The sequence below is a fragment of the Citrobacter sp. Cpo032 genome, assembly GCF_030332975.1.
GTDB classification, from domain to species: domain Bacteria; phylum Pseudomonadota; class Gammaproteobacteria; order Enterobacterales; family Enterobacteriaceae; genus Citrobacter; species Citrobacter portucalensis.
This window is the reverse complement of the sequence record NZ_JAOWGU010000036.1, coordinates 81059-99661: the sequence shown is the minus strand read 5'-3', so window position 1 is coordinate 99661 and position 18603 is coordinate 81059. Positions and strand designations below refer to the sequence as shown.

The window sequence follows — 18603 nt, the reverse complement described above, 5'->3', positions numbered from 1 at the left end:
AAATGCATCTTTAAAAATAAGCAATCTGAGTTGTTTTTATTAAATTTTATAAATTTACGTTATGTAAATACATAATAAACAAAATTTGAATGCAAATATAAAGAGATCTATTGCCAATCTTCGGAATTTTTCTATCGTACATATGTCTCAAAACTGCGCCAATGCCGCCTCAAGAGATATCGCAGCATCAGTGCTGTTGATAAAGTGCGTCACCCGCCTCATAACCTCAGCCTCTTCAGCTGCATCACCTTCGATCGCTTCGCCGTCATCCGTGATTAACGCTTTCCCCCTAAGCTTCGCAAACTGCGTCCGACCTCCGGACAGAATCAACAGCGCATCACCCTGCTGTGGGCGCGTGACCGGGACGATGATCGCATAACCCGCCGACGTCTCGAGGATGCGACTGTCGGGAGTCATGCAGACACTGGCTGGCGTAACCCGCTGCTCTATATAGTCGGTAGCTGGTGAAGGAAAGCCCATGTTTACGCCCTCTCTTGAATGCTGGATAAAAACACAGTATAAATACTGTATACCCATCCAGTAAAGGAGCAATGAGCAATGTTCGTGGAACTCGTTTATGACAAAAGGAATTTTGATGGTCTGCCCGGTGCAAAAGATATCATTCTGGGCGAGTTAACTAAGAGGGTTCACCGGATCTTCCCCGATGCTGATATTCGGGTTAAGCCGATGATGACACTGCCGGCGATCAACACTGACGCCAGCAAGCATGAGAAAGAACAGATAAGCCGTACTGTTCAGGAAATGTTTGAAGAGGCTGATATGTGGCTGGTTTCAGATTAAACACCTTGAACCGTCATATTGCTTAAGTACAATCCGCCGTGACTGGCAATCATTCAATACTCGCACTATCGAACGTTCGCCAGTCGGCCGCAATCATGTTCTTGCATACGGCGTGGTTGCGGCAACCATCAATTTTGCTGGCTACCTTTCAGCGTCTCAATGACATTCTTCAGAGAATTGAGCTCTGACATTTGTTCCTTCATAGCTCTGCCCATATAAACCAAAGCGCAGGCCATATCGGCCATAATGACATTGTTATCAAGGGCAAGGGTATCGTCTTTGAGACCAACCTCAATTTGATGGTCAACATATTCGTTACCGGACTCATCCCCCCCAATAACGTCCTCAAAAACAGGTCCACCAGGCACTATCTTTACGTACTGCGGATCCACTTTAGTCAGATCCTGGGCAATAAGGCCAAAGCGCTGCGTATCCGATCCCTTATACTTAAACATCGTCGGTAGTAGTTCCTCCGCGAGTCAGTTGGTAGGCTTTGCCGTTCTCCGTCAGGAGCCGCGTTGCCGTAGCGCGCATGCGGCGATAGTCGATTGCCATGCTACCCCCTTTCGACCCGGACCTGGTTGCCGCCCACTACAAGCCCGCGCAGTGCGGAATAGAACCATGGGAATGACGGAGAAGCTTTATTCGTTCCCGGCTCATACTGGACTGTTACCGCACCCTCAACGCGCTCCATCGTCACCGCCCCACCGCCAGCGACCGACGGGGTGAGGTCAATCTCCTGCGATTCGATAGCCAGGCGACATTGAGCATCAATCAGACGCTGTGGAATAGCATCATTCGGCAGGTCAACACCATCGAAGCGCACGCCGGAACGCGGCCAGGATAGAGGCTGTGATGCGCTGGAACGCTGACCGCGCCAGGCCTTCCCTTCCAGAAAGTCCATTGCCTGCATCAGCATCTGGCCGCACTCATCATCATCTGCAGGAATGCTATATCCGCGCCCGGCGGCAAATGCCCGCAGGTCTGACACGCTGGCGTAGCTGTTGAAGTCTGGAGAGTGGGGATCGGCAACCAGCATGTTTATTCCTCCAGACGCCAGTCCAGCGCCAGCCAGTTATCCACTTCATCAGGATGAACATCTGCGCGCAGCGGGCCGCCAGGGAATTCTGGGGAGTCACGTACCATGACCACCAGCTCAATACCCTGCTGTTCCTGCTGCTGTTCCTGCTGCTGTTCCTGCTGCTGTTCCTGCTGCTGTTCCTGCTGCTGTTCCTGCTGCTGTTCCTGCTGCTGTTCCTGCTGCTGTTCCTGCTGGGCAGGATTTTTATCAGCGGCCTGCTGAGCTGCAAGCTTTTCCGCTTCACGCTGAGAGCGCTGCTCTTTGGTTAATCCGGCCATTGGGCCTCCTGAAAAACAAAGGGGCCGAAGCCCCCTGGGTTAACCCATGATGATGGCGGAATGACGTGGCGCCACAGCAGCCACACCCCATGCCAGCCCCACTTCATAACGCACCTGACGGTACTGGCGGTACAGCGCCACCTGGAAAGTGATGCCAGATACCGGGTCGGTCACATTCATGACGTCATCAGCAGTATCGCCACCTTCAGGCATCGCCGGGGTACGGCTGGCCAGCAGGAATGCCCCGCGGTCAAACGCCATGTTCGGTACGAATTCGCTCAACACGGTGACATCAGCCTGATCTGCCAGATCCTGACGGAGGCCCGGCGCGCTAATAGTGATAGTGGAAGACGTAGCCGCAACGACCAGATACTGATTGTCATCACCGGCGAACTTCACCGCAGTACCTGCAGCGATACCGCCGGTACCGGCAGAGATAGCGATGATGATATCGCCCTCTTTCTTCGCGCCATTGACCTTATAGCCAGCAGCAGCGCTTTTCGCGGTACGCTTGATGCTGAAGGATTCGTGGAGGTTGAATCCCATGATGCGACCGATAACACCTTCACGCAGCAGCTGGTCGGTTCCCGCTTCGTTCGCTTTGAAGAGGACAGCCTGTTTACCACGGATGGATGCCATCGCTTCGCCACCAAGCACCATACGCAAATCGGTAGTCGGCGCACCGTTATCGGTCAGGATTTGACGCGCCAACGCAGCATCAGTCAGATCGTCTTTGATGCTGAACGGGGTATTCTTCGGCGCGCCAACAGCGCGGGAGGAGTTGAGGTACAGCGCAGCGAGGTCTGCATCCACTTCGTTCGCCAGCGCTCGGAAAGCCTGCTTGAACTGGTCAGCCAGGATGGTGTTGTAGGTGCCAGCCGGGCCCAAAGCCAATTGCTCTTCACCATTCCATTTGACCGGGGCCATCTTGGATTTGGTGATTTTGACATCCACACCACCGATGGTCTGGTCGCCAGAATTAGGTGCTGACGGACCAGGGACAATATCTTCAGTGGTGGCTGCAGGTGCGACTGGCGCACGTACGGTCTGGTCTTTTGCAGCAGCATCCGCTTTCGCGTCACGCGCCACCGCAGGAATAAAACCAGTTTGCTCGCGGGACACTACGTCCAGCGCGGTATAGATGGTCGGGATCAGACCAGTAAGGGTATTGCCTGCCATTTATGGCTCCTTTCGATTTAATCGACGATGCTGACGCCGTCTTTCAGCGCTGCTTGCTTGCCAGCGTTATCCAGGGAATCAAACGCACCGCGTTTCATGGTTTTTTGCCCGGCCTGGTGCTGCGACTGGTGAGAGCCGCCGCCGCTGTTACCGGACGCTTTGAGGATGTAATCTTTCTGCGGATGCGACTCGACCAGAGACTCCAGGGCCTCATCAAAGCTGGCTAACTCGCCGGGCTTGGTGCGAGAGAACACCTTATTGCCCTGGCCGTCGTAGGCGACAACCTTCCCTTCTTCGATTTTGAAGTTCTGACCGAAGTAGGAACGCACGAACTCCGTCGGGATCGCCATCTTCTCGGAGATGAACTTAGAGCCACCGAAACGGCCGCCGATCATCTCGTCGTAGAGTTGAGTTTCCAGCTGTTTGGTCTTACCGTTCGCCTCGTCCAGCTGCTGCTGGAAAACTTTGGTGATCTCCGCCTTTACCTGGTCAACGGCACCAGCATCAATCAGTTTTTTCTGGTCGATTTTGGTCATCATTTCCAGGGCCTCGAGCGCCTTGGCCGGGTCGGTGATGCCAGAGAATTTCGCGAGATTGGCTTCCGCCACTTCCTTCGCTTCACGGTGAGTTTTCGCCTCGCCATTCAGAGAGGTGATTTTGGTCATCGCTGCGACCGCATCGAACGGGATTTCTTTGCCGTCATCATGGATGTACACAGGCATACCGTTTTCAACGACCACATTTCCGTTAGCATCAAGTTTCAGTTTCATTGTTTTTGCTCCAGCCTTCCGGCCATACGTAATGGGTCATCCGACCCGAGCACCGCGTCGCATCCGCTCAGCGGCAGGCATAAAAAAAGCTGCCCGGAGGCAGCCTGTTAGATAAATTCGATTGTAATTTCGCCGCGTAGCTTGCGGGAGTAAACCTCACTCCGCTTTCGTTTATTGATCCGCAGCGGGTGTGGATGAATGCAAGCGACACCTCGCTTAACGTCCGCCCAAACGCAGCTCTTTACCTCATTACCATTTACAAACACCCTTCGTCTGCCACGGCCATCGCCCACGCAGTGAAAATCATCATTACGCATACCCTATCCCTCAAATGCCGACGCATCCACGCGGCGCAGTTCGTCCAGGGTCAGGTACTCCCCGGCATCGTTGAACATCTCCGGTACGGTGATTTTGCCGTCACGCAGCATCTGCGCGCGAGTAACGCCCAGCACCTGCTCCTGCCGCGCGTAAGGCTGCCTCGCAAGCCACTCGGCATAGCTGGTATGAGCTGGCACCTGTCCGTCCATTGAGGCTCGCGTGACGCTGCTCAGCTCGCCTGATGCTATTTGCATTTCCTCCCACGATTTAGTGATCAGGATTTCACAGGAGCGACAGCAAAAGTGGATTTTGCCGGGTCCGCGCAGATACGGAATTGCATGGCCCAGCGGCTTGCCATCGAGTGTGTAGAGTTTACGGTCGCGGATGATGCACCACTGGCTGGTGTGGGTGTCCAGAGTCGAAGACCACTGTTTGGCCTTCACGATATCGCTGTTGGCCTGGGCGAACTCCTGACGCGCTGAAGCAGCCATATGGTTCACCGCCGTGCGCGTGACTACGGCCAGGTCGCGCCGGGATGTGTTGATCACCCCGTCCTCGCGATTACGCTGTGGCGTACCAGCAATGCGTCTGACAATCTGCTCTACCGTTTCACCCTGGAGGAAACCGGAGCGCACAGCGTTAGTGATTTTGTCCAGTCGATCCGATTCGAGTTTCTGCCCCCACTCCTTGAGCAATCGTCCCTGGAATGGCTGCGCCACGGCAGCAGCGTAAACCTGCTCTGGTGCGATACTCTGGAGCGGAACGTGCTGGAGAATCTGCTTCGGAATAATGCTGCTGAAGAGGTCCAGTTGATACCCCGCCTCATACTCAACGTAACGCGTCAGTTCGCGCGCCAGCGCGGAATTAACCGGTTCATATGCCTGTTGGTTGAGGTCACGCGCACCAGCCAGCAGCGATGCCAGGCGACGGGCGCTGTAGGTATCAGCACGCTTGCCGTCCAGCAGCACCAGCAGTCTGGCGGCCAGGTCAGCATCCAGCTTGTTGAGTAGAGCCACCATCCGCCGGGCGACGCCGGTACCGTAGCGATTCACATATAGGCCGTGCGCTATCGTCTCGTCCTGCAGACGGTCGTTAACGGACCGGGCCATATCACACCTCGCCAGTCGGCGGTTCGCTCAGCGTGGCCGATTCAGCCAGCAGTTCGCTCAGCACCACATCGGGATCTGCGTCAGCGTCAATCAGGTTGAGCTTCTGCAGCGCCTTAATCGCGTCGACACGGCGGAGGTCACCACCCTGGCGCAACGACTGAATAGCCAGCGCCGCCGGCGGGTTGAACTCCTTCGATTCGACATCCAGTTCAGTGCGGACATCGACGCTGCCGCCATCCTTCTCACCGATGTACTCAGCCATAATTTGCAGGATGTTGTCGATTGCATCCTCGAGGCTGGTTGCCATGGTGTAGAGCGGCGACTGCTCCTGCATCTTCTCTTCCGATGTCTGGTCAACAGACTTGGTCGAGGTGTTGTCAGTGCGCAGCAGCTTCGCGCCCGCCTGGCGCATCTGTTCCACCAGGTCAGTCAGCGAATCTTTGCCAGCACCAATGGATGAGCCAGTATGCTCGACGTATTCGAGCCCTTGTTTCTGCCTGTCGGAGAACTGAGTTGCAGAGGAAGAGCCGATAACCAACTCCTCACCATCCCCAAGGCCAAATACCGTCAGCAGAGGCACCCGTGCGACATGCAGAATGTTGTCCTGCTCGCTCTGGCTCTGCCAGTGCTTAACGTTCAGCAGCGCCATGTTGAGCAGCGGCGGTGAACCACACATAAACCCGGTACGTTTGGTGTAGAGCGTGACCAGGGTGATATCTCGGCGGGAGGTCTGCCACTCTTCATGCAGCGCCCAGTTCACCTGACCATCGGCACCAGTGGCCTTGCGGTAAATCTGCACCTTCCCGGGCGTCAGCAGTCGAATCTGCTCAACCTTGGTCTGCCCAAAGTCGTCACCATCTTCGACCACCACCTCTTTGATGCGCAACGCAGTGAGCTGCACCTTGCCGCCGGTCATCGTCGACTTCCAGCCGATCACCTGGCGGGGATTCAGCATCGTCACATAGGGACGCGCTCCGGTGGCCTTTTCATCAGCCTTGGTCTTTACCTGCTCGGCATCGACCCGGGGGTAGTCCACCAGCGCGTGGGACAGACCGTACTGCATCGCCAAGCTGAAGAACGCCTGTGCCCATACATCGAGGCGACTGCCTTCAAGATCCACGTTCCTCGCAAATTCGCGCAGCGCATCCGGGACGTTCTCGCCCAGTTGGATCGGCTCAGCGAATACGCGGCCAACGTTCTGGTTGATGGTCTCTTCGTAGGCAGGAAGAAGCGTGGCCACAGCCAGGCGCTTTTTGTAATCCTCTTTGTCCTCTTTTGGCCAGCGCGGCAGATATTGCTCGCCAAGCTGTCGCATATAGAGCGTGCCGCCCATCAGGGCATCGTTGATATCCCACGCCTCGACCATGTTCCCATAGTCCAGATTGGGTGTTGAAATATCAGGCATGGGGTTAGAGCCTCAGGCTGGTGACTTTGCCGACTTTCTTCGGCGGTGAATGCAGGACGGCGTATCGCGTGCCGTCCCAGTCGTGATCTTCCTGCTGGGTGTCTACATCATCAGGATTCTTACTGTCTCGAACGAGAACCGGTACGCGGCTTATCCAGCCCCTGCAGTAGTCGAATACGTAGAATGCTGGCTTCTCAGGCATGCCTGATTCCAGCTTCTTACCTTCAATGACGGCCTCAAGCATGTCAGCAAAAAGGGCCGCGCCGTTCACGCGCGATCCCGGTTTCTTGTTGGATGGAACCCACTTAACGCCCTGCGATTCCATCTTCTGAGCAATGGAGAGTTCGTCATCGCCAGTGTTGTAGATTGCCCCGTCAGCCGGGCCGGGAACAATCTTCTTACAGATGTCAGGCATAATATTCAGCTGCCCCTGTGTAACACCGTTTAGCTTTATTTCTTCGGGTTCAGTCAGTTCCTCGCCCACCAGACGCTTATCAACCCACGCCACGCCTTTGGCGACGTTAGTGGATGACATGTTCAGGCCTTTGTTGAGCTCATCAGGCGGGCAGCCGTACCATTCTCCAATCAGGATCAGCGACCCGGCAGGCGGGCAGAACTGGCGACCGTCGGGCAACTTTGCGGCGGTACCGTCGGCACGCGCCCACCAGAGATTAGAAAACGGCTTCGACTCACCCCAGTCATGGGAGCGGTCGACCGTCCAGCTATCCGGGATGCGGAACGGCTTAATAACGTGCAGCGAGGCATTCCACAGGTGGTCAAAGCGTCCGCCGCTGGTGACGTCCCACGAGCCCTCAACCCACGCTTTGCGCCGATTAGGGTCTTTGATGGCCATCAGCGTTGCGATGTACTGGGGATCGAGATACGGGTTCTCTTTGAACGAGCCGTGAATCGCAACGCGGGTAAGCGTCACGTCCTCTTCTCGTTCGGTCTGCGGGTTAAAGACCTTTTGCGTTTCGCGAATGATAGTGCCGCGTGGTGCTGGCTCAATGAAGCGCTTCTTAACCCAAGTATGGCCGATGCCAAACGGGTTGGTCGTGCTGAACGTCTCCAGGGGGATTGGCTTAAGCAACGAGCCATCATCCAGCGGATAGTTCTCCGGCCGGAACGATGAGCGTCTGCAGGAGAACATCATCTCGTAGAACTCAGCCGACTGCTGCTTGGTCAGTTCGTTGAAGCCGATGAAGGGGAACTCCTGACCGTGATAGTCCCAGTAGTCACACTCTTCTTTCCCAAAGCGGAACAGCAGCTCTTCGCCAGTCGGCCATACCCAACGTAATTCACTGGCCGATGCCAGATAGCGTGCGCCGTCGTGAAATAGGCGATACATACGCTTTGACTGGGTAATGATGTCGGTGAGGTTTTTATACTCGGTATCGAATATCACACCTCGCCAGAACGAACCATATCCAAGGCCAACCAGACGACGAAAGCGAGCCAGCTGCGCAGCGGTTTTACCGGGCCCACGAGTTCCTTCATAGAGAATCTCGTTACACGGGCAACTCAGGGAAAGCGACTGCGACCCCGGCAATGGTTTCCAGACGGCTTTGTAATTCATCCACCCAATACCTCGCCTTGCTGTTTCTGCGCCGCTTTTTCCCAGTCATCCACGTTGTCGCATGACGGAACCGGCATTACGTTATGTGTGGCGATGACATTTTGCTCCACCTTCTGCCTATTGGTGTAAACGTCACCAACTTCCTTCGCTGCCTGCTCCATAAGCGCGGCAGTGAGCGCCATGTTTTTCATCCCTTCTGCTCTCGTAGCCATGCGATCAAGAACACGCAGGCGATATGCTTTGTTCGCGATAGGGATTTCGGCTATTTCGGTTTGAAAGCGAGTCCTTGTCGCATTGAATAGCGCCACCCATTTTTTCGCCAAGCCACGACCGCTAACCTTCGTAGGATCGTGCGTCTCAACTTGCTGCGGGGTGATCTTTATGCCGAATTCTTTCTGGACGGCATCGACCACAATCGATGGAGTGTCAAAACACGCAAGCTGTTGAATGATGAAGGCTTTCACTTCCGGTTTTAACGCAGCCATAAATCACCATTCGTCCAGAACAATCCAAAAGTTAAGCCAACTTCAGCATGCACGTCCCGCATGACCTGGCTATATCGATGTGAGCCACTTCTGCCGGCGCATTGGCCGCATCAACGAACTCCTGTACTTCTTTGCTGGCACCGTATCGACGTACGACTCCAGTGAATTCTTCGACGTCGTGGCCACGTAGTGTAAGTACTGGCTGCCCGGTCTCTTTGTTGAACTTAGGCGCGCCGAAATCATCGGTGGCCTGGGCGATGTGGTAAAGCTCATGCTCAACCAGCGCGCAGAATTCAAGGTCACTGCATTGTGAGCAGTAATCTGCTGCCAGCGTGATGATGAACTTCGGAATACGCCCAAACCATTCATACATCTGCTGCTCCATTCTTGCTTTTTGCCAACCACCGGAACGGAGCATTACCTGTTCGGCCTGACCGAGAACATATCGCCCTTTTTTCGCGAATGATTCTGAAGCCCACATAAAGCACAAATCAGCTTCCATTAAATGGGCGTGGTCAGGGTTATGGATGCTTCCGTCATCACTGAGGATTTGCCGGCTTATCCACTCATGCACTTCGTTAGCGGGGATTAGCATGGTGTATGGCTGCCAGTTGTCGGAGGCGATGAAGTTTACTGGCGGATATGGCCTCGTTTTTTTTGCTTCCTCCGTCACAATTAACAACCTCACCTTATTGATTTAAAGGGATACACCCCCAAATAAACATCTAATTCAATTTCTGGGGATGTTTATGTATCACTACTTTTTGTTAACCTATTCAGTTGAGAATGTCGGCAATTCAAGTTATGAGTCCACCGCTAAAGCTGTTAGAGATAGCATTGGGACGTTGACGCTCGAGGCTGTTAAGTCCACTAATGAAACTATTGCTTTCGCCATAGATGGGTGGGAAAAACTTAAAAACGTCGAAACTGCAATATCCGGGCAGATATGGATTTACGGTGAAGATGAGGAGTCTGACAGCGCCAAGGAGGCATTTTCAAAGAAACTAGTGCGTACGTTATTTCGAAATATTCTCGAAGACAAAAATGCCACGCGAGACACAACAATCATACATTGTGCAATGATCATCGGCGGAGCTGGGCAAACCTTCACCTTCAAAGTTTTACCTCGAGCGTAACTTATTGGCCCCATCTCTAGTGGGGCCTCAACTCAACAAACGCAGCATTACATTATCGAAGCCCCTCAGTGAAGAGCTTCTGTAATGCGGTCAGGCCTGCGCCTTACTGGCAAGCTCAGCTAAATCTTTGAAGTCCTGGCACATATCCAGTCGATGACCATGATCGTCGACAAAGTTATACCCTTTGAATAGCTCTACGATTTCCTCGGGACTTTTCCCATTCAAACGAGGAAACTGCTTTGATTCGTCAACCTGTTTCATCTTCAAATCTCCAATCAGTAGGTTATGACCAGGCCACTTCAACGCTGGAAATTGCATTCCATAGTAGTGGCATTTATCAATACTCTCGGGTTCCTTCTGCCGTGCACACAGCGTTAATGAATGCACCGTCAAAAGGTCAGTATTTTGATGCCCACATTAAAAAAGCTGGCTACCCTTATCGCAAAGTTGGCTAACAGCTAGCGGGGATTCGTCCCCGCTTTTTGCCACTTCCTGTTATTCGACTCTCTCACCGAGTCGTAAATCCGCTCACACGTCATCCCGGCGTTGTAGCTTTCGTCAGCTCTTCCAGCATAATATCGAGCTTCTTCTGCAAGGCGTCCGAGCATGTCGGCGAGCATTCCGGCGCCGGCGCTGGTTGTTTTGCTTCTGACGGTAGCGGCAAGATCTGCGGTGTGCTTTGCGGCGTCCAGGCTGGTAGCGAGTTTTTTGGCTTGTTGCTGCAACTGGCTAACAGTGGCAGACATACCAGCAGCAGTGGCAGCAGATTTTGCGGCTTGTGCTTGTGCATCTTTGACGGCCTCATCACGGGCAACAATTCGCCCTTGTTCAATCATGCGGGCGGCGGTCTGGGCGTTCGCTGTTTGCGATGATTCCACACTGTCACGCTCTGCCCACTTCTTTTCCCAACCACGGCTGCTCCATACACTACCCGCGATGAATGCGACAGCCACCAGCAGAGAAATAGCAATGAACTGATAGCGCAGGTTCACTGTTCTATCCCCCAGCACGCCAGCGCGCTTTCCTGGTCTCGTCGTTCTACCTGTCCATAGCAACCATTTTTCTGACCTTTGGTCAGACGACAATCGCGGCCGCCGTCTTTAATCCACCAGCGGATCGCTTCACAGGCTCCTTTACGGTCGCCAGCATTGATGCGCTTATAGAACGTAGACGGGAAGCATTTTCCGGGGCCGATGTTATAGGGGCAGAAAGATGCGATCCCGGCTTTCTGTGGTTCGGTCAGTGGTACTTTGATATTTCGGTCAACCCACGCCAGCGCCTTGTCGCGTTCAATGGCATTCACCTGGGCGCATTTCTCAGCAGACAGTTTCATGCCCTGAACTACTGGCTTGCCATCAACCATCGTGGCGCCACGGCAAATAGTCCAGAGCCCACCGCCATCACGATACGCCTGCTCGCTATTACCCTCCTTCTCATCCAGAAACTGATCGAGAATAACTGGCGCGGATGCCCCGGCAAGAATCAAACCAACGACCGCTGCGCTCAGCTTATTCCTCAGCTTTTGTGGCATAGCCATTGCGACGATCCTCCCGTTCCTTCCAGCGGAAATACCAGTTCACTGCACAAGTGATAACAGTGCATGCGATACCGACAATAATTGCCCAGTCGCTCAGGCTTAACCCTGCAATTCTGTCGGCCAACATCCAGGACACCTCTTTTGCTGTTTTAGCTGTTTCGGCATATGCCTTCGCTGATACACCGCAGCCGGTCAGCGTGGTTCCTGTTCCATATGAAAGTCTGCTGTAAATGGTGCTCATTCTGGTCATAGCCTCACCTCCGATTTTTCGGATGGCGTTTTGTAGAAAGGGAATAAAAAAGCCCGTTCGAATGAACGGGCCAGAAAAGGAGAATTTTGCATTACTGAAGTGTTAACGCGATGCCGGGTGCCTCCCGGTGGGCCTTTGGCTGACAAACCATGACCCGTGAGCACTTTGCATGTCACTCCCTGACATTTTTTACTGTCAGTTTCACCCCTCCGCTTAGGGGGATTCATCACAACAACTTCAAACGAGAGCTTTTACTGAATGCTCTTTAACATTAGGACCGATAAAGCAAATCTGCAAACAAATAGCCCTATGATTTCAAAAGAGTCAGGCTTCACGGGCTGGATTTATCAACAAAGCACGTAGTGGATGATTCCCGTGAGCCTGAAATAAAAAAGGCCACGCAATGCGCAGCCTTTATGACGAGAGTTTTATTGTTCAGAGGCACTCCATCCAACAAACCACCCACGGTTATCAGGATTTTAACGGAGTGCTTTTGGATGAGCGCTGAACCAAAAGGTCAGTATTTTTACACAGCAATTTTGCAAAAAGCAGCGACCATTCAAAAATGGAGCGGTCAGCGGGAATCGAACCCGCTTCATCAGCCTGGAAGGGTGAGGTAATAGCCATTATACGATAGCCGCTGTTTTGCGGGTCTGTTCCCCACAGTCACCGCTTGCCTTATTTAGAGTCATGCTCGGACTGACTATCCATTGGATTCTGGTGCCGACTACCGGAATCGAACTGGTGACCTACTGATTACAAGTCAGTTGCTCTACCTACTGAGCTAAGTCGGCGTTGGTCCGCCACCGAGGACTTGAACCTCATACCGTCAACTTAGAAGGTTGATGCTCTATTCCGATGAGCTAGTGGCGGCACAGCACATGAGTTGTAAGTAGCCATGTGCCTCTATTTTATCAGTCAGTACCAGAAACGCAAAAGCCCAAGGCGTTAACCTCGGGCTAAAAAATCGACTTACTGCCAGTGCATACAACAATGGCACAATATCAGATTTACACGAAATATATGCGTTTCAATCCAGTTTTGCAAGACTTACATCCAAATTTGTCGCCTTTTGTTGTGAACGTGATCGCGTAACCTGCAATAATGCGTCGCCATCCAGTCGCTGGTAGATACGCCTCATATCCACCCAGCGGTCCGTAAACGTCTCTGACCAGTTCTTTGGGTTTACGCCCACCAGCTCTGCCAACTTCTGGTATTCGTACGTCTCCCGCCCAGCCAATTCCGCCTTCACATCCTGCGCCGCCAGCCAGATAAGCTGACGTAAACGGTCTATCGTCTTCTTCGCTACTCGCTTCCCTTCCAGCTGTTGGCTGAACTGCTCCCAAGCCCAGCGTGTTATGACGACCTGATTGTCCCAACCGGTGTTTTCGCTGTAGCTCCATAGCAACCAAGCCTTCTGATGTTCTTCGAGTGACATTAACGCGCGGCGCCACGAAGCTGTGGAGTATTCAACCGGCTGTACCAGGGGAATATGCGATCCCTTGGCATGCGACTGTTTACCGGGGATTGGAGGGTTATCCAGAGTTATCATTTCGCCAGTAACCTCATCCTTCACCTTCATCTTCTTCCGCTTAAAGGTACCGGTATCGAACTGCGCGTTCTCCAGCCAGGCCATTAACTGCCCTTTCGTCGCACCACTCAGATCGGCGGTGGCCACTATCAGCTGCTGACGCACGTATTCGAGAAATTGAGTGTTCATACAGCACCGCCTGTGGTTTTGATGTAATTCTTCAGTATTCGGTAGTCCGTCAGCACAGAGCCGGGAAAGTGGTATAAGCGCAATCGTTGCCAACGAACGCGGAGGTGATCGGCAAAATAGGATTCGAATGTCATGCGGCCTCCCTGCTCTTAATTAATCCACGACGAAGTGCGCTGTAGCGCTTTCTGATGGCTTCGAGTTCTTCGATTGTGTATCGGTGCGGAACGTTATTGTTTTCGAGCGCCTCGACGCGCTCAGCCCCAATTTTCTCTATAAGGCCAAGGCGGTACTGCTGCTGATTGCCCGACAGCTGAACGTTACAGTGGTGGCACTGTTTATTGATATTGTCTTCGTGGTAGCGCAGGTGTGATGCCTTACCGCGTGACCGATAGTGACCTGCTTCCCACTGGACGGTTTCGAACGTCCCGCAACTGATGCATGGCAAATAATGGTCACGCTCGCGAATATAGTCATTGACTACACGCTGCGTTAAATCTTCCCAGTGCTTCAGCGGCTTAACCGCAGCTTTACGCTGGCGCCAGGCGGCTCGCTCTTTTTTCTCAGTGGCGCGCTTTTTGGCAGACTCCTTACGTTGTGCCGCCTCCCTGACCTTTCTGGTCTGCTCTTTTCCAACCGCGCTGGCGCACTCATAACCGCAGACAGTCTGCGTATCGCGAACAGGATGGAACCACTGGCGGCATTCTTTGTTGGCGCACTTCCGGCGCGGTAATTTAGCCATAATCACCCCCAGACCTTTTGTCGAAAGGTTCTTGGTGTACGCGCCGGATGCTCGCATTCAGGTAATTTTGCGCTAACAGTCCAGGTGATATTGTCGCGATTAAGGCTGAGTTCTACCGTAGCGCCACGACGGCGATAACTGGCCACCAGCTCGTCGGCCTGCTCGGTTGTGCATTCATGATGGTGAAACCAGGAATATTTCATCGCCATCACCCCACAAAGCTCATAAGCTGGGCGGCGGCATTTTCGGCCTCTTCCCTGCTGCTGAAAGTGCGGGACAAAATCCAGCGCCACAGAACATCGATCGCGGCTTTGTACAGCTGCTGGAATTCGGTTTCGTCCATGTTGGCGAAGGCAATGCTGCGAGGGTGTTTGCGAAGGGTGCCGTCGGGCAACTGTATGGCGTCGTAGTGGCCAGACTCGACTATCACCCATGCTCGGTATGCGTCATAGGATTTGCAGATGCTGATGCTACCGGCACGCTTATCAGCGATACGGTCGAGATATTGCTCGGCAGCGTCCAGGAGTGCAGCTTCACTTCCACCGAACGAGGCGAGGAATTTTGCGTACCCGGTCACCAGCTTGCGTTCATTGCTGGATATCGCCCCGCCAGTAGGTTCCCAGTATTCGAAACCGAGATTGAGTAATGCGAAGAAGCGACGGTGAAAGGCAGGGTTGCGTACCTGCCGGAACTCGGCCACCAGCACGGCGCCAAGCTTGATTTTTGATTGCAGTAAATCGCTGGTCTCGGGTGTGGCCGGGATCAGGATACCTGAAGACTGCTTGATTAGTTGTAGCTGCGCCATGGTGCTCTCCGTGGCGCATCAAGTTGTCAGTTGTTCAGGCTGACACTGACATTATGTACAGTTGATAATGGAAAATCAATGCAAGAAAAAACCCGCCGTAGCGGGTTGAATTGTCGATATGGGAATTCCCATATCCCTTGTGTGGCAGGTTATATCAATCACCAGAATCTGCGAGCTTTTGCATAGCACCTGCATAACGGGACATGCCGATTTCCAATGCTGACCTCACCTCCTGTTGTGGCGCTTCTGAAGGGTCGCACCCCATACAGGGACAAGGGAACGTATTCGCTGACTTTTTCCAACGGAAATAACCTGTACCGCCACAGTATTTGCAGGGACCAGTATCAGCATTTCGGCGCTCCTGTAGCTCATTTAGATCGTCAATTGCATCAAGTATTTTCTGTGCAAGCGGTTCTATAGAAGATGGTGACATATCGATAGTGAGTAACATCAACACCTCGATTGAATCAGCTGTTCTCTGATTTTTAGCTTCATTGTCCATAAATTCTTTCCGCTTTGTGGCGTCTCCGAAAACTACATTGGGCTGGTAGTAAGGCATAGCGACACAACTGGTACTTCAGCTATCAACATAGTCGTAGGTATTTTTGTTGTCCGGTTCAATTTCATTTTTTCACTCCCAGAGTTAACTGAGGCTGAAGCATGGCGGCGCGACATGCAAACCATGCAGATTCAGCAATTGCCCCCAGGTGTTTCTTTGCCGATGAAGAGTAATTATTAGGTTGATAGTATTGCTCCCATTCTATCCCGAACCATGAATAGAAATTATCATCAGCGTCAACTACCGGCGCTGGCGGGGCGGTGTAGAGAACTCTCGTTTCACACTCAAGATTTTTTGCGAATCCGTCGTGCTGAGCTTTCGTGCAATCATCCCAAAGGCTTCCCTCGTCATAGCGCTCACGCCATTGGTAAACAGGCTCTGCGTCCATTGCCGCCAGCGCGATACGCGCCAGCTCACGAATTTCATCGCCGCCAATATCGTCGATCTCATCTCGACTGGAAATTTGAGTGAGCCACTCAAGGCGTTCTCTGGTAATAGTGGTCATTTTGCACCCCCTTTAAGCATGGCGGCGCGGCAGGCCTTCCAGCCCTCCCACATCCTGATGAAATCATGGGCCAACCATGCGGAATACTCCGTTACTGCATAGCCAGTGCCACAGCGGGTGACATGCTTTGGCATTTTGAATGATCGCTCGAATGCGTCGCGCGGATCTTCATCCAGCACTACCGGCTCGGCGTTCCTCGCTTCCAGCACTGCATTAATTACCTTCACAGCATCAGCCATTGCGTAGCCGAGATTACCGCCGTCGCTTTGTGCTGCTGCTTTGCTGAGTATTTCGCGTATCTGGTGCAGGCGATCGAGTGATACAGGACCGTTCGCCGGGTGGTTAGTTGTCATGGGTTAGTCCTCCTTAATCCCATTGCAAAACTGATGCGAAATATGCGCCGCGACACGGCGTGTCACGAGGATGATGCCAGCCTGAATAGCCATCCTGACCACCTATTGGGCTAACTTTGTACCAGCACTGGTAATAGCGGGCGCTACTTGCAAAATCAGCCGCACCATCCGAGTCGATTACATCTTGGGACACAGAAGCCTGAATTATTTCCGCTTCCGTATAATCGCCGCGCATAACGATGAATCGCGCATCGTCCGAGCAAAGATAATCACATGAACCGTCATGTTTACCTTTGGTGGTAGGTTTGATTAATTTATCCATCTCACTCCCCCTTCACGCCAATGCCAGTGTCGCGGTCAATATGTTCAGAGCGGCAAGCGGTAGCGTTACGACAATCATTCCACCCGGCTACATATTCGTAATTTTGATATTCATCCTCGATATTCAGCGGCTGCGGAATGTATATCCGCGCCACCAGTTCTGCTATGCGCTTCTCTGCGGCTTCCAACTTGGCGCGCAGATTCTCGAAGTCATCAGCCTTTACAACTGGCACATGCCCGTAACCATGGTCTTTCGTACTGCCGAATGCCGCCGGATGGATGTAATACGTTTTCGGGTTCACGTCACCTGCTCCAGCCTGTTTGTTGAGTGCTGTCATTGGGCTGACTCCTGTTTCGATTTGCGTAGAGCTTCTTTGTAACTGGCCTTTGCTGCTTTTTTGGTGTCGCACCACTCGCCTTCAACATCACGTCGTGGATAGCCATAAGCCGCGTCGTATGAGCAGCGAAACATTCGGCATTTTCCATCACGGCTGTATTCGACTTCAGGCAGTCGATATCCCAACAACCATTCACTGAACGGCTGGCAGCTATCAGCATCAAGATATTCTTCGTATCGAGTGCGTTTCTTTGGCTCTGGCAGTGCAGAAATTGCCGTTGCTTCACCTTTTTCTGTGACGTGATAAAGCGTTCCGTCGCCTACAAAACCAGGTGCGGGACGGGAGGTAGCTAAACCATCAGATACCAGTTCTTCCCACTTCTCGTTATCCGTATGCCCTTCGCCTACGAGGAAATAATTACGGTATGGCGTGCGGTTCCGCTCATTGATGCCCAGCGCATGCTGCATGAGTTCAATTCCAGTGCTCATAGCGCGGATCCTTTGCGAAGTTGGGCTGCAACTGCTTCGGCTCGTTCAGCCGTCAGGTTGTAGCTACACTGCATATTCACCGAGCAACCATCTTTATTGGCAAGCCCTCGGCAGATAGCCGACACTTCGTCAGCGCCGCTTGCCCGCACTTCAGCTAGGAAAGCGTCGTAAGCAGGTATCTGCAATACAGCCAGTGAGCGAATCATCTTCTGAACTTCTGGCGGGCATTGTTCGTAATGGTCGTCTGTGATGAATACCGCTTCGTTGTGAATTTTATCTACAGCGCTTAATTCAGCCGCCAGCTCCCTGCACTTGCTCTCGGCGTTAGCGAGCTGTACTGCCATGTCTGTGACTTCGGCTTCAAGTTTTTCAGCATATTCAATCAGGAGATCGATTCTTTCCGGCGTTACGGTTTTAACGTATTTGCAAATCGATGACGCATAATTATCATCCTGGAGTGTGCCAGCCAGGCCATTACAAAATTTGCGGTTCCCTTTTGTCGCCTTGATATCGGCGATGATTTTTTTAACATCTGGTTTCATGCTGATGCTCTCCCGTAAAACGCCAGTACACGCTGCATAGCCGGACTTGTGCGGCATACTGAAGTAACCATGTTTCTTCTCACTTTCGATTTGATCTGCTTAATGTTCAACTCCCCGCCTGGTTGCAGCGAATAGACCGGGTGATGTGGCTCGCCAGTGCGGATTACTACCGCTCTGCGTACCAGGTGAAGCAGCAGGTTGTGTGCTTTCTTGCAGTCGCATCCAAGAAGGTTCTGAACCTGACGCGGCGTTACGGTCTGGTTAACCCGAAGAAAATCGACAATTGCCCATAGTGATTTGCTTGCCAT

Annotated in this window: 31 protein-coding genes and 3 tRNA genes; 3 read left to right on the top strand and 31 right to left on the bottom strand. The window is 52.8% G+C overall.

The features are described 5' to 3' along the window. Nucleotides 1-147: 147 nt before the first annotated feature. Nucleotides 148-480, bottom strand: coding sequence for a hypothetical protein (locus OGY33_RS06705; RefSeq protein ID WP_003841689.1), 333 nt, complete (start codon nucleotides 478-480; stop codon nucleotides 148-150). Nucleotides 481-558: 78 nt separating this feature from the next. Here OGY33_RS06705 and OGY33_RS06700 point away from each other — a divergent pair, with 78 nt between their 5' ends. Next, nucleotides 559-801, top strand: coding sequence for a DinI family protein (locus tag OGY33_RS06700; RefSeq protein WP_191238456.1), 243 nt, complete (start codon nucleotides 559-561; stop codon nucleotides 799-801). Between the two features lie 128 nt (nucleotides 802-929). Here OGY33_RS06700 and OGY33_RS06695 read toward each other — a convergent pair whose 3' ends face one another. The 10 genes from OGY33_RS06695 to OGY33_RS06650 form a co-directional block, all read right to left on the bottom strand. Further along, nucleotides 930-1256 (bottom strand): hypothetical protein, encoded by a 327-nt coding sequence (locus tag OGY33_RS06695; RefSeq protein ID WP_286571334.1) that lies wholly within the window; start codon nucleotides 1254-1256, stop codon nucleotides 930-932. A gap of 101 nt (nucleotides 1257-1357) precedes the next feature. Continuing rightward, nucleotides 1358-1840, bottom strand: a complete 483-nt coding sequence (locus tag OGY33_RS06690; RefSeq protein ID WP_047416523.1) for a DnaT-like ssDNA-binding protein — start codon at nucleotides 1838-1840, stop codon at nucleotides 1358-1360. A gap of 2 nt (nucleotides 1841-1842) precedes the next feature. Next, nucleotides 1843-2160 carry a hypothetical protein gene (locus OGY33_RS06685; RefSeq protein WP_279274685.1) on the bottom strand — a complete coding sequence of 106 codons (318 nt, stop codon included), beginning with the start codon at nucleotides 2158-2160 and terminating at the stop codon, nucleotides 1843-1845. 39 nt (nucleotides 2161-2199) lie between these two features. Next, entirely contained in the window at nucleotides 2200-3339 is a 1140-nt protein-coding gene (locus OGY33_RS06680; protein ID WP_016156686.1) for a major capsid protein, read from the bottom strand. 17 nt (nucleotides 3340-3356) lie between these two features. Continuing rightward, nucleotides 3357-4109 (bottom strand): DUF6651 domain-containing protein, encoded by a 753-nt coding sequence (locus OGY33_RS06675; RefSeq protein WP_016156687.1) that lies wholly within the window; start codon nucleotides 4107-4109, stop codon nucleotides 3357-3359. Nucleotides 4110-4429: 320 nt separating this feature from the next. Next, nucleotides 4430-5536 (bottom strand): phage minor head protein, encoded by a 1107-nt coding sequence (locus OGY33_RS06670; RefSeq protein WP_047416707.1) that lies wholly within the window; start codon nucleotides 5534-5536, stop codon nucleotides 4430-4432. A 1-nt stretch (nucleotide 5537) separates the two neighbouring features. Then, nucleotides 5538-6941, bottom strand: coding sequence for a DUF4055 domain-containing protein (locus OGY33_RS06665; protein WP_191238448.1), 1404 nt, complete (start codon nucleotides 6939-6941; stop codon nucleotides 5538-5540). A gap of 4 nt (nucleotides 6942-6945) precedes the next feature. Then, the gene (locus OGY33_RS06660; RefSeq protein ID WP_191238447.1) at nucleotides 6946-8517 is read right to left on the bottom strand and encodes a terminase large subunit domain-containing protein; all 1572 of its coding nucleotides are present in this window, start codon (nucleotides 8515-8517) and stop codon (nucleotides 6946-6948) included. Continuing rightward, nucleotides 8514-9002, bottom strand: a complete 489-nt coding sequence (locus tag OGY33_RS06655; RefSeq protein ID WP_123924733.1) for a DUF2280 domain-containing protein — start codon at nucleotides 9000-9002, stop codon at nucleotides 8514-8516. Before OGY33_RS06655 ends, OGY33_RS06660 begins: the two co-directional genes overlap by 4 nt. A 31-nt stretch (nucleotides 9003-9033) precedes the next feature. Further along, nucleotides 9034-9675: a putative metallopeptidase gene (locus tag OGY33_RS06650; RefSeq protein ID WP_172960224.1), complete on the bottom strand. Its 642-nt coding sequence runs from the start codon at nucleotides 9673-9675 to the stop codon at nucleotides 9034-9036. A gap of 76 nt (nucleotides 9676-9751) precedes the next feature. Between OGY33_RS06650 and OGY33_RS06645 the strand changes: the two genes are divergently transcribed. Then, nucleotides 9752-10138 (top strand): hypothetical protein, encoded by a 387-nt coding sequence (locus OGY33_RS06645; protein ID WP_100272350.1) that lies wholly within the window; start codon nucleotides 9752-9754, stop codon nucleotides 10136-10138. A 90-nt stretch (nucleotides 10139-10228) separates the two neighbouring features. Here OGY33_RS06645 and OGY33_RS06640 read toward each other — a convergent pair whose 3' ends face one another. Beyond that, the gene (locus OGY33_RS06640; RefSeq protein ID WP_191238446.1) at nucleotides 10229-10399 is read right to left on the bottom strand and encodes a hypothetical protein; all 171 of its coding nucleotides are present in this window, start codon (nucleotides 10397-10399) and stop codon (nucleotides 10229-10231) included. Here OGY33_RS06640 and OGY33_RS06635 point away from each other — a divergent pair. Next, the gene (locus OGY33_RS06635; RefSeq protein ID WP_071891841.1) at nucleotides 10378-10593 is read left to right on the top strand and encodes a KTSC domain-containing protein; all 216 of its coding nucleotides are present in this window, start codon (nucleotides 10378-10380) and stop codon (nucleotides 10591-10593) included. The genes OGY33_RS06640 and OGY33_RS06635 overlap by 22 nt on opposite strands. A 3-nt stretch (nucleotides 10594-10596) precedes the next feature. Here the strand turns inward: OGY33_RS06635 and OGY33_RS06630 are convergent, their stop codons facing one another. From OGY33_RS06630 to OGY33_RS06540, 19 genes are all read right to left on the bottom strand, one after another. Beyond that, nucleotides 10597-11130 carry a DUF2514 domain-containing protein gene (locus tag OGY33_RS06630; protein WP_191238445.1) on the bottom strand — a complete coding sequence of 178 codons (534 nt, stop codon included), beginning with the start codon at nucleotides 11128-11130 and terminating at the stop codon, nucleotides 10597-10599. Further along, nucleotides 11127-11675 (bottom strand): lysozyme, encoded by a 549-nt coding sequence (locus OGY33_RS06625; RefSeq protein ID WP_016156696.1) that lies wholly within the window; start codon nucleotides 11673-11675, stop codon nucleotides 11127-11129. Before OGY33_RS06625 ends, OGY33_RS06630 begins: the two co-directional genes overlap by 4 nt. Beyond that, nucleotides 11647-11925 (bottom strand): phage holin, encoded by a 279-nt coding sequence (locus OGY33_RS06620; RefSeq protein ID WP_001568784.1) that lies wholly within the window; start codon nucleotides 11923-11925, stop codon nucleotides 11647-11649. The genes OGY33_RS06625 and OGY33_RS06620 overlap by 29 nt, the downstream gene beginning before the upstream one ends. A gap of 566 nt (nucleotides 11926-12491) precedes the next feature. Continuing rightward, a tRNA-Gly gene (locus OGY33_RS06615) sits at nucleotides 12492-12566 on the bottom strand. Nucleotides 12567-12643: 77 nt separating this feature from the next. Next, nucleotides 12644-12719, bottom strand: a tRNA-Thr gene (locus OGY33_RS06610). A 2-nt stretch (nucleotides 12720-12721) separates the two neighbouring features. Next, a tRNA-Arg gene (locus tag OGY33_RS06605) sits at nucleotides 12722-12798 on the bottom strand. A 157-nt stretch (nucleotides 12799-12955) separates the two neighbouring features. Beyond that, entirely contained in the window at nucleotides 12956-13645 is a 690-nt protein-coding gene (locus OGY33_RS06600) for a bacteriophage antitermination protein Q (protein ID WP_086523724.1), read from the bottom strand. Beyond that, entirely contained in the window at nucleotides 13642-13779 is a 138-nt protein-coding gene (locus tag OGY33_RS06595; protein WP_086523725.1) for a YlcG family protein, read from the bottom strand. Before OGY33_RS06595 ends, OGY33_RS06600 begins: the two co-directional genes overlap by 4 nt. Further along, entirely contained in the window at nucleotides 13776-14384 is a 609-nt protein-coding gene (locus tag OGY33_RS06590) for a recombination protein NinG (RefSeq protein ID WP_149335243.1), read from the bottom strand. Before OGY33_RS06590 ends, OGY33_RS06595 begins: the two co-directional genes overlap by 4 nt. A gap of 2 nt (nucleotides 14385-14386) precedes the next feature. Then, a complete protein-coding gene (locus tag OGY33_RS06585; RefSeq protein ID WP_149335242.1) occupies nucleotides 14387-14593 on the bottom strand; it encodes a hypothetical protein in 207 nt (68 codons plus the stop codon). Next, nucleotides 14593-15189 carry a DUF1367 family protein gene (locus OGY33_RS06580; RefSeq protein WP_149335241.1) on the bottom strand — a complete coding sequence of 199 codons (597 nt, stop codon included), beginning with the start codon at nucleotides 15187-15189 and terminating at the stop codon, nucleotides 14593-14595. Before OGY33_RS06580 ends, OGY33_RS06585 begins: the two co-directional genes overlap by 1 nt. A 154-nt stretch (nucleotides 15190-15343) precedes the next feature. Beyond that, nucleotides 15344-15691 carry a hypothetical protein gene (locus OGY33_RS06575; RefSeq protein WP_149335240.1) on the bottom strand — a complete coding sequence of 116 codons (348 nt, stop codon included), beginning with the start codon at nucleotides 15689-15691 and terminating at the stop codon, nucleotides 15344-15346. Between the two features lie 121 nt (nucleotides 15692-15812). Beyond that, entirely contained in the window at nucleotides 15813-16253 is a 441-nt protein-coding gene (locus OGY33_RS06570) for a hypothetical protein (RefSeq protein WP_149335239.1), read from the bottom strand. After that, nucleotides 16250-16606 (bottom strand): hypothetical protein, encoded by a 357-nt coding sequence (locus OGY33_RS24550; RefSeq protein WP_262411176.1) that lies wholly within the window; start codon nucleotides 16604-16606, stop codon nucleotides 16250-16252. Before OGY33_RS24550 ends, OGY33_RS06570 begins: the two co-directional genes overlap by 4 nt. Nucleotides 16607-16619: 13 nt before the next feature. Further along, the gene (locus OGY33_RS06560) at nucleotides 16620-16928 is read right to left on the bottom strand and encodes a hypothetical protein (protein ID WP_149335238.1); all 309 of its coding nucleotides are present in this window, start codon (nucleotides 16926-16928) and stop codon (nucleotides 16620-16622) included. A 1-nt stretch (nucleotide 16929) separates the two neighbouring features. After that, the gene (locus tag OGY33_RS06555; protein ID WP_191238444.1) at nucleotides 16930-17265 is read right to left on the bottom strand and encodes a hypothetical protein; all 336 of its coding nucleotides are present in this window, start codon (nucleotides 17263-17265) and stop codon (nucleotides 16930-16932) included. Then, nucleotides 17262-17753: a hypothetical protein gene (locus tag OGY33_RS06550; RefSeq protein ID WP_038641073.1), complete on the bottom strand. Its 492-nt coding sequence runs from the start codon at nucleotides 17751-17753 to the stop codon at nucleotides 17262-17264. The genes OGY33_RS06555 and OGY33_RS06550 overlap by 4 nt, the downstream gene beginning before the upstream one ends. After that, nucleotides 17750-18295 carry a hypothetical protein gene (locus OGY33_RS06545; RefSeq protein ID WP_227797033.1) on the bottom strand — a complete coding sequence of 182 codons (546 nt, stop codon included), beginning with the start codon at nucleotides 18293-18295 and terminating at the stop codon, nucleotides 17750-17752. The genes OGY33_RS06550 and OGY33_RS06545 overlap by 4 nt, the downstream gene beginning before the upstream one ends. After that, nucleotides 18292-18603 (bottom strand): hypothetical protein, encoded by a 312-nt coding sequence (locus OGY33_RS06540; protein ID WP_148977500.1) that lies wholly within the window; start codon nucleotides 18601-18603, stop codon nucleotides 18292-18294. Before OGY33_RS06540 ends, OGY33_RS06545 begins: the two co-directional genes overlap by 4 nt.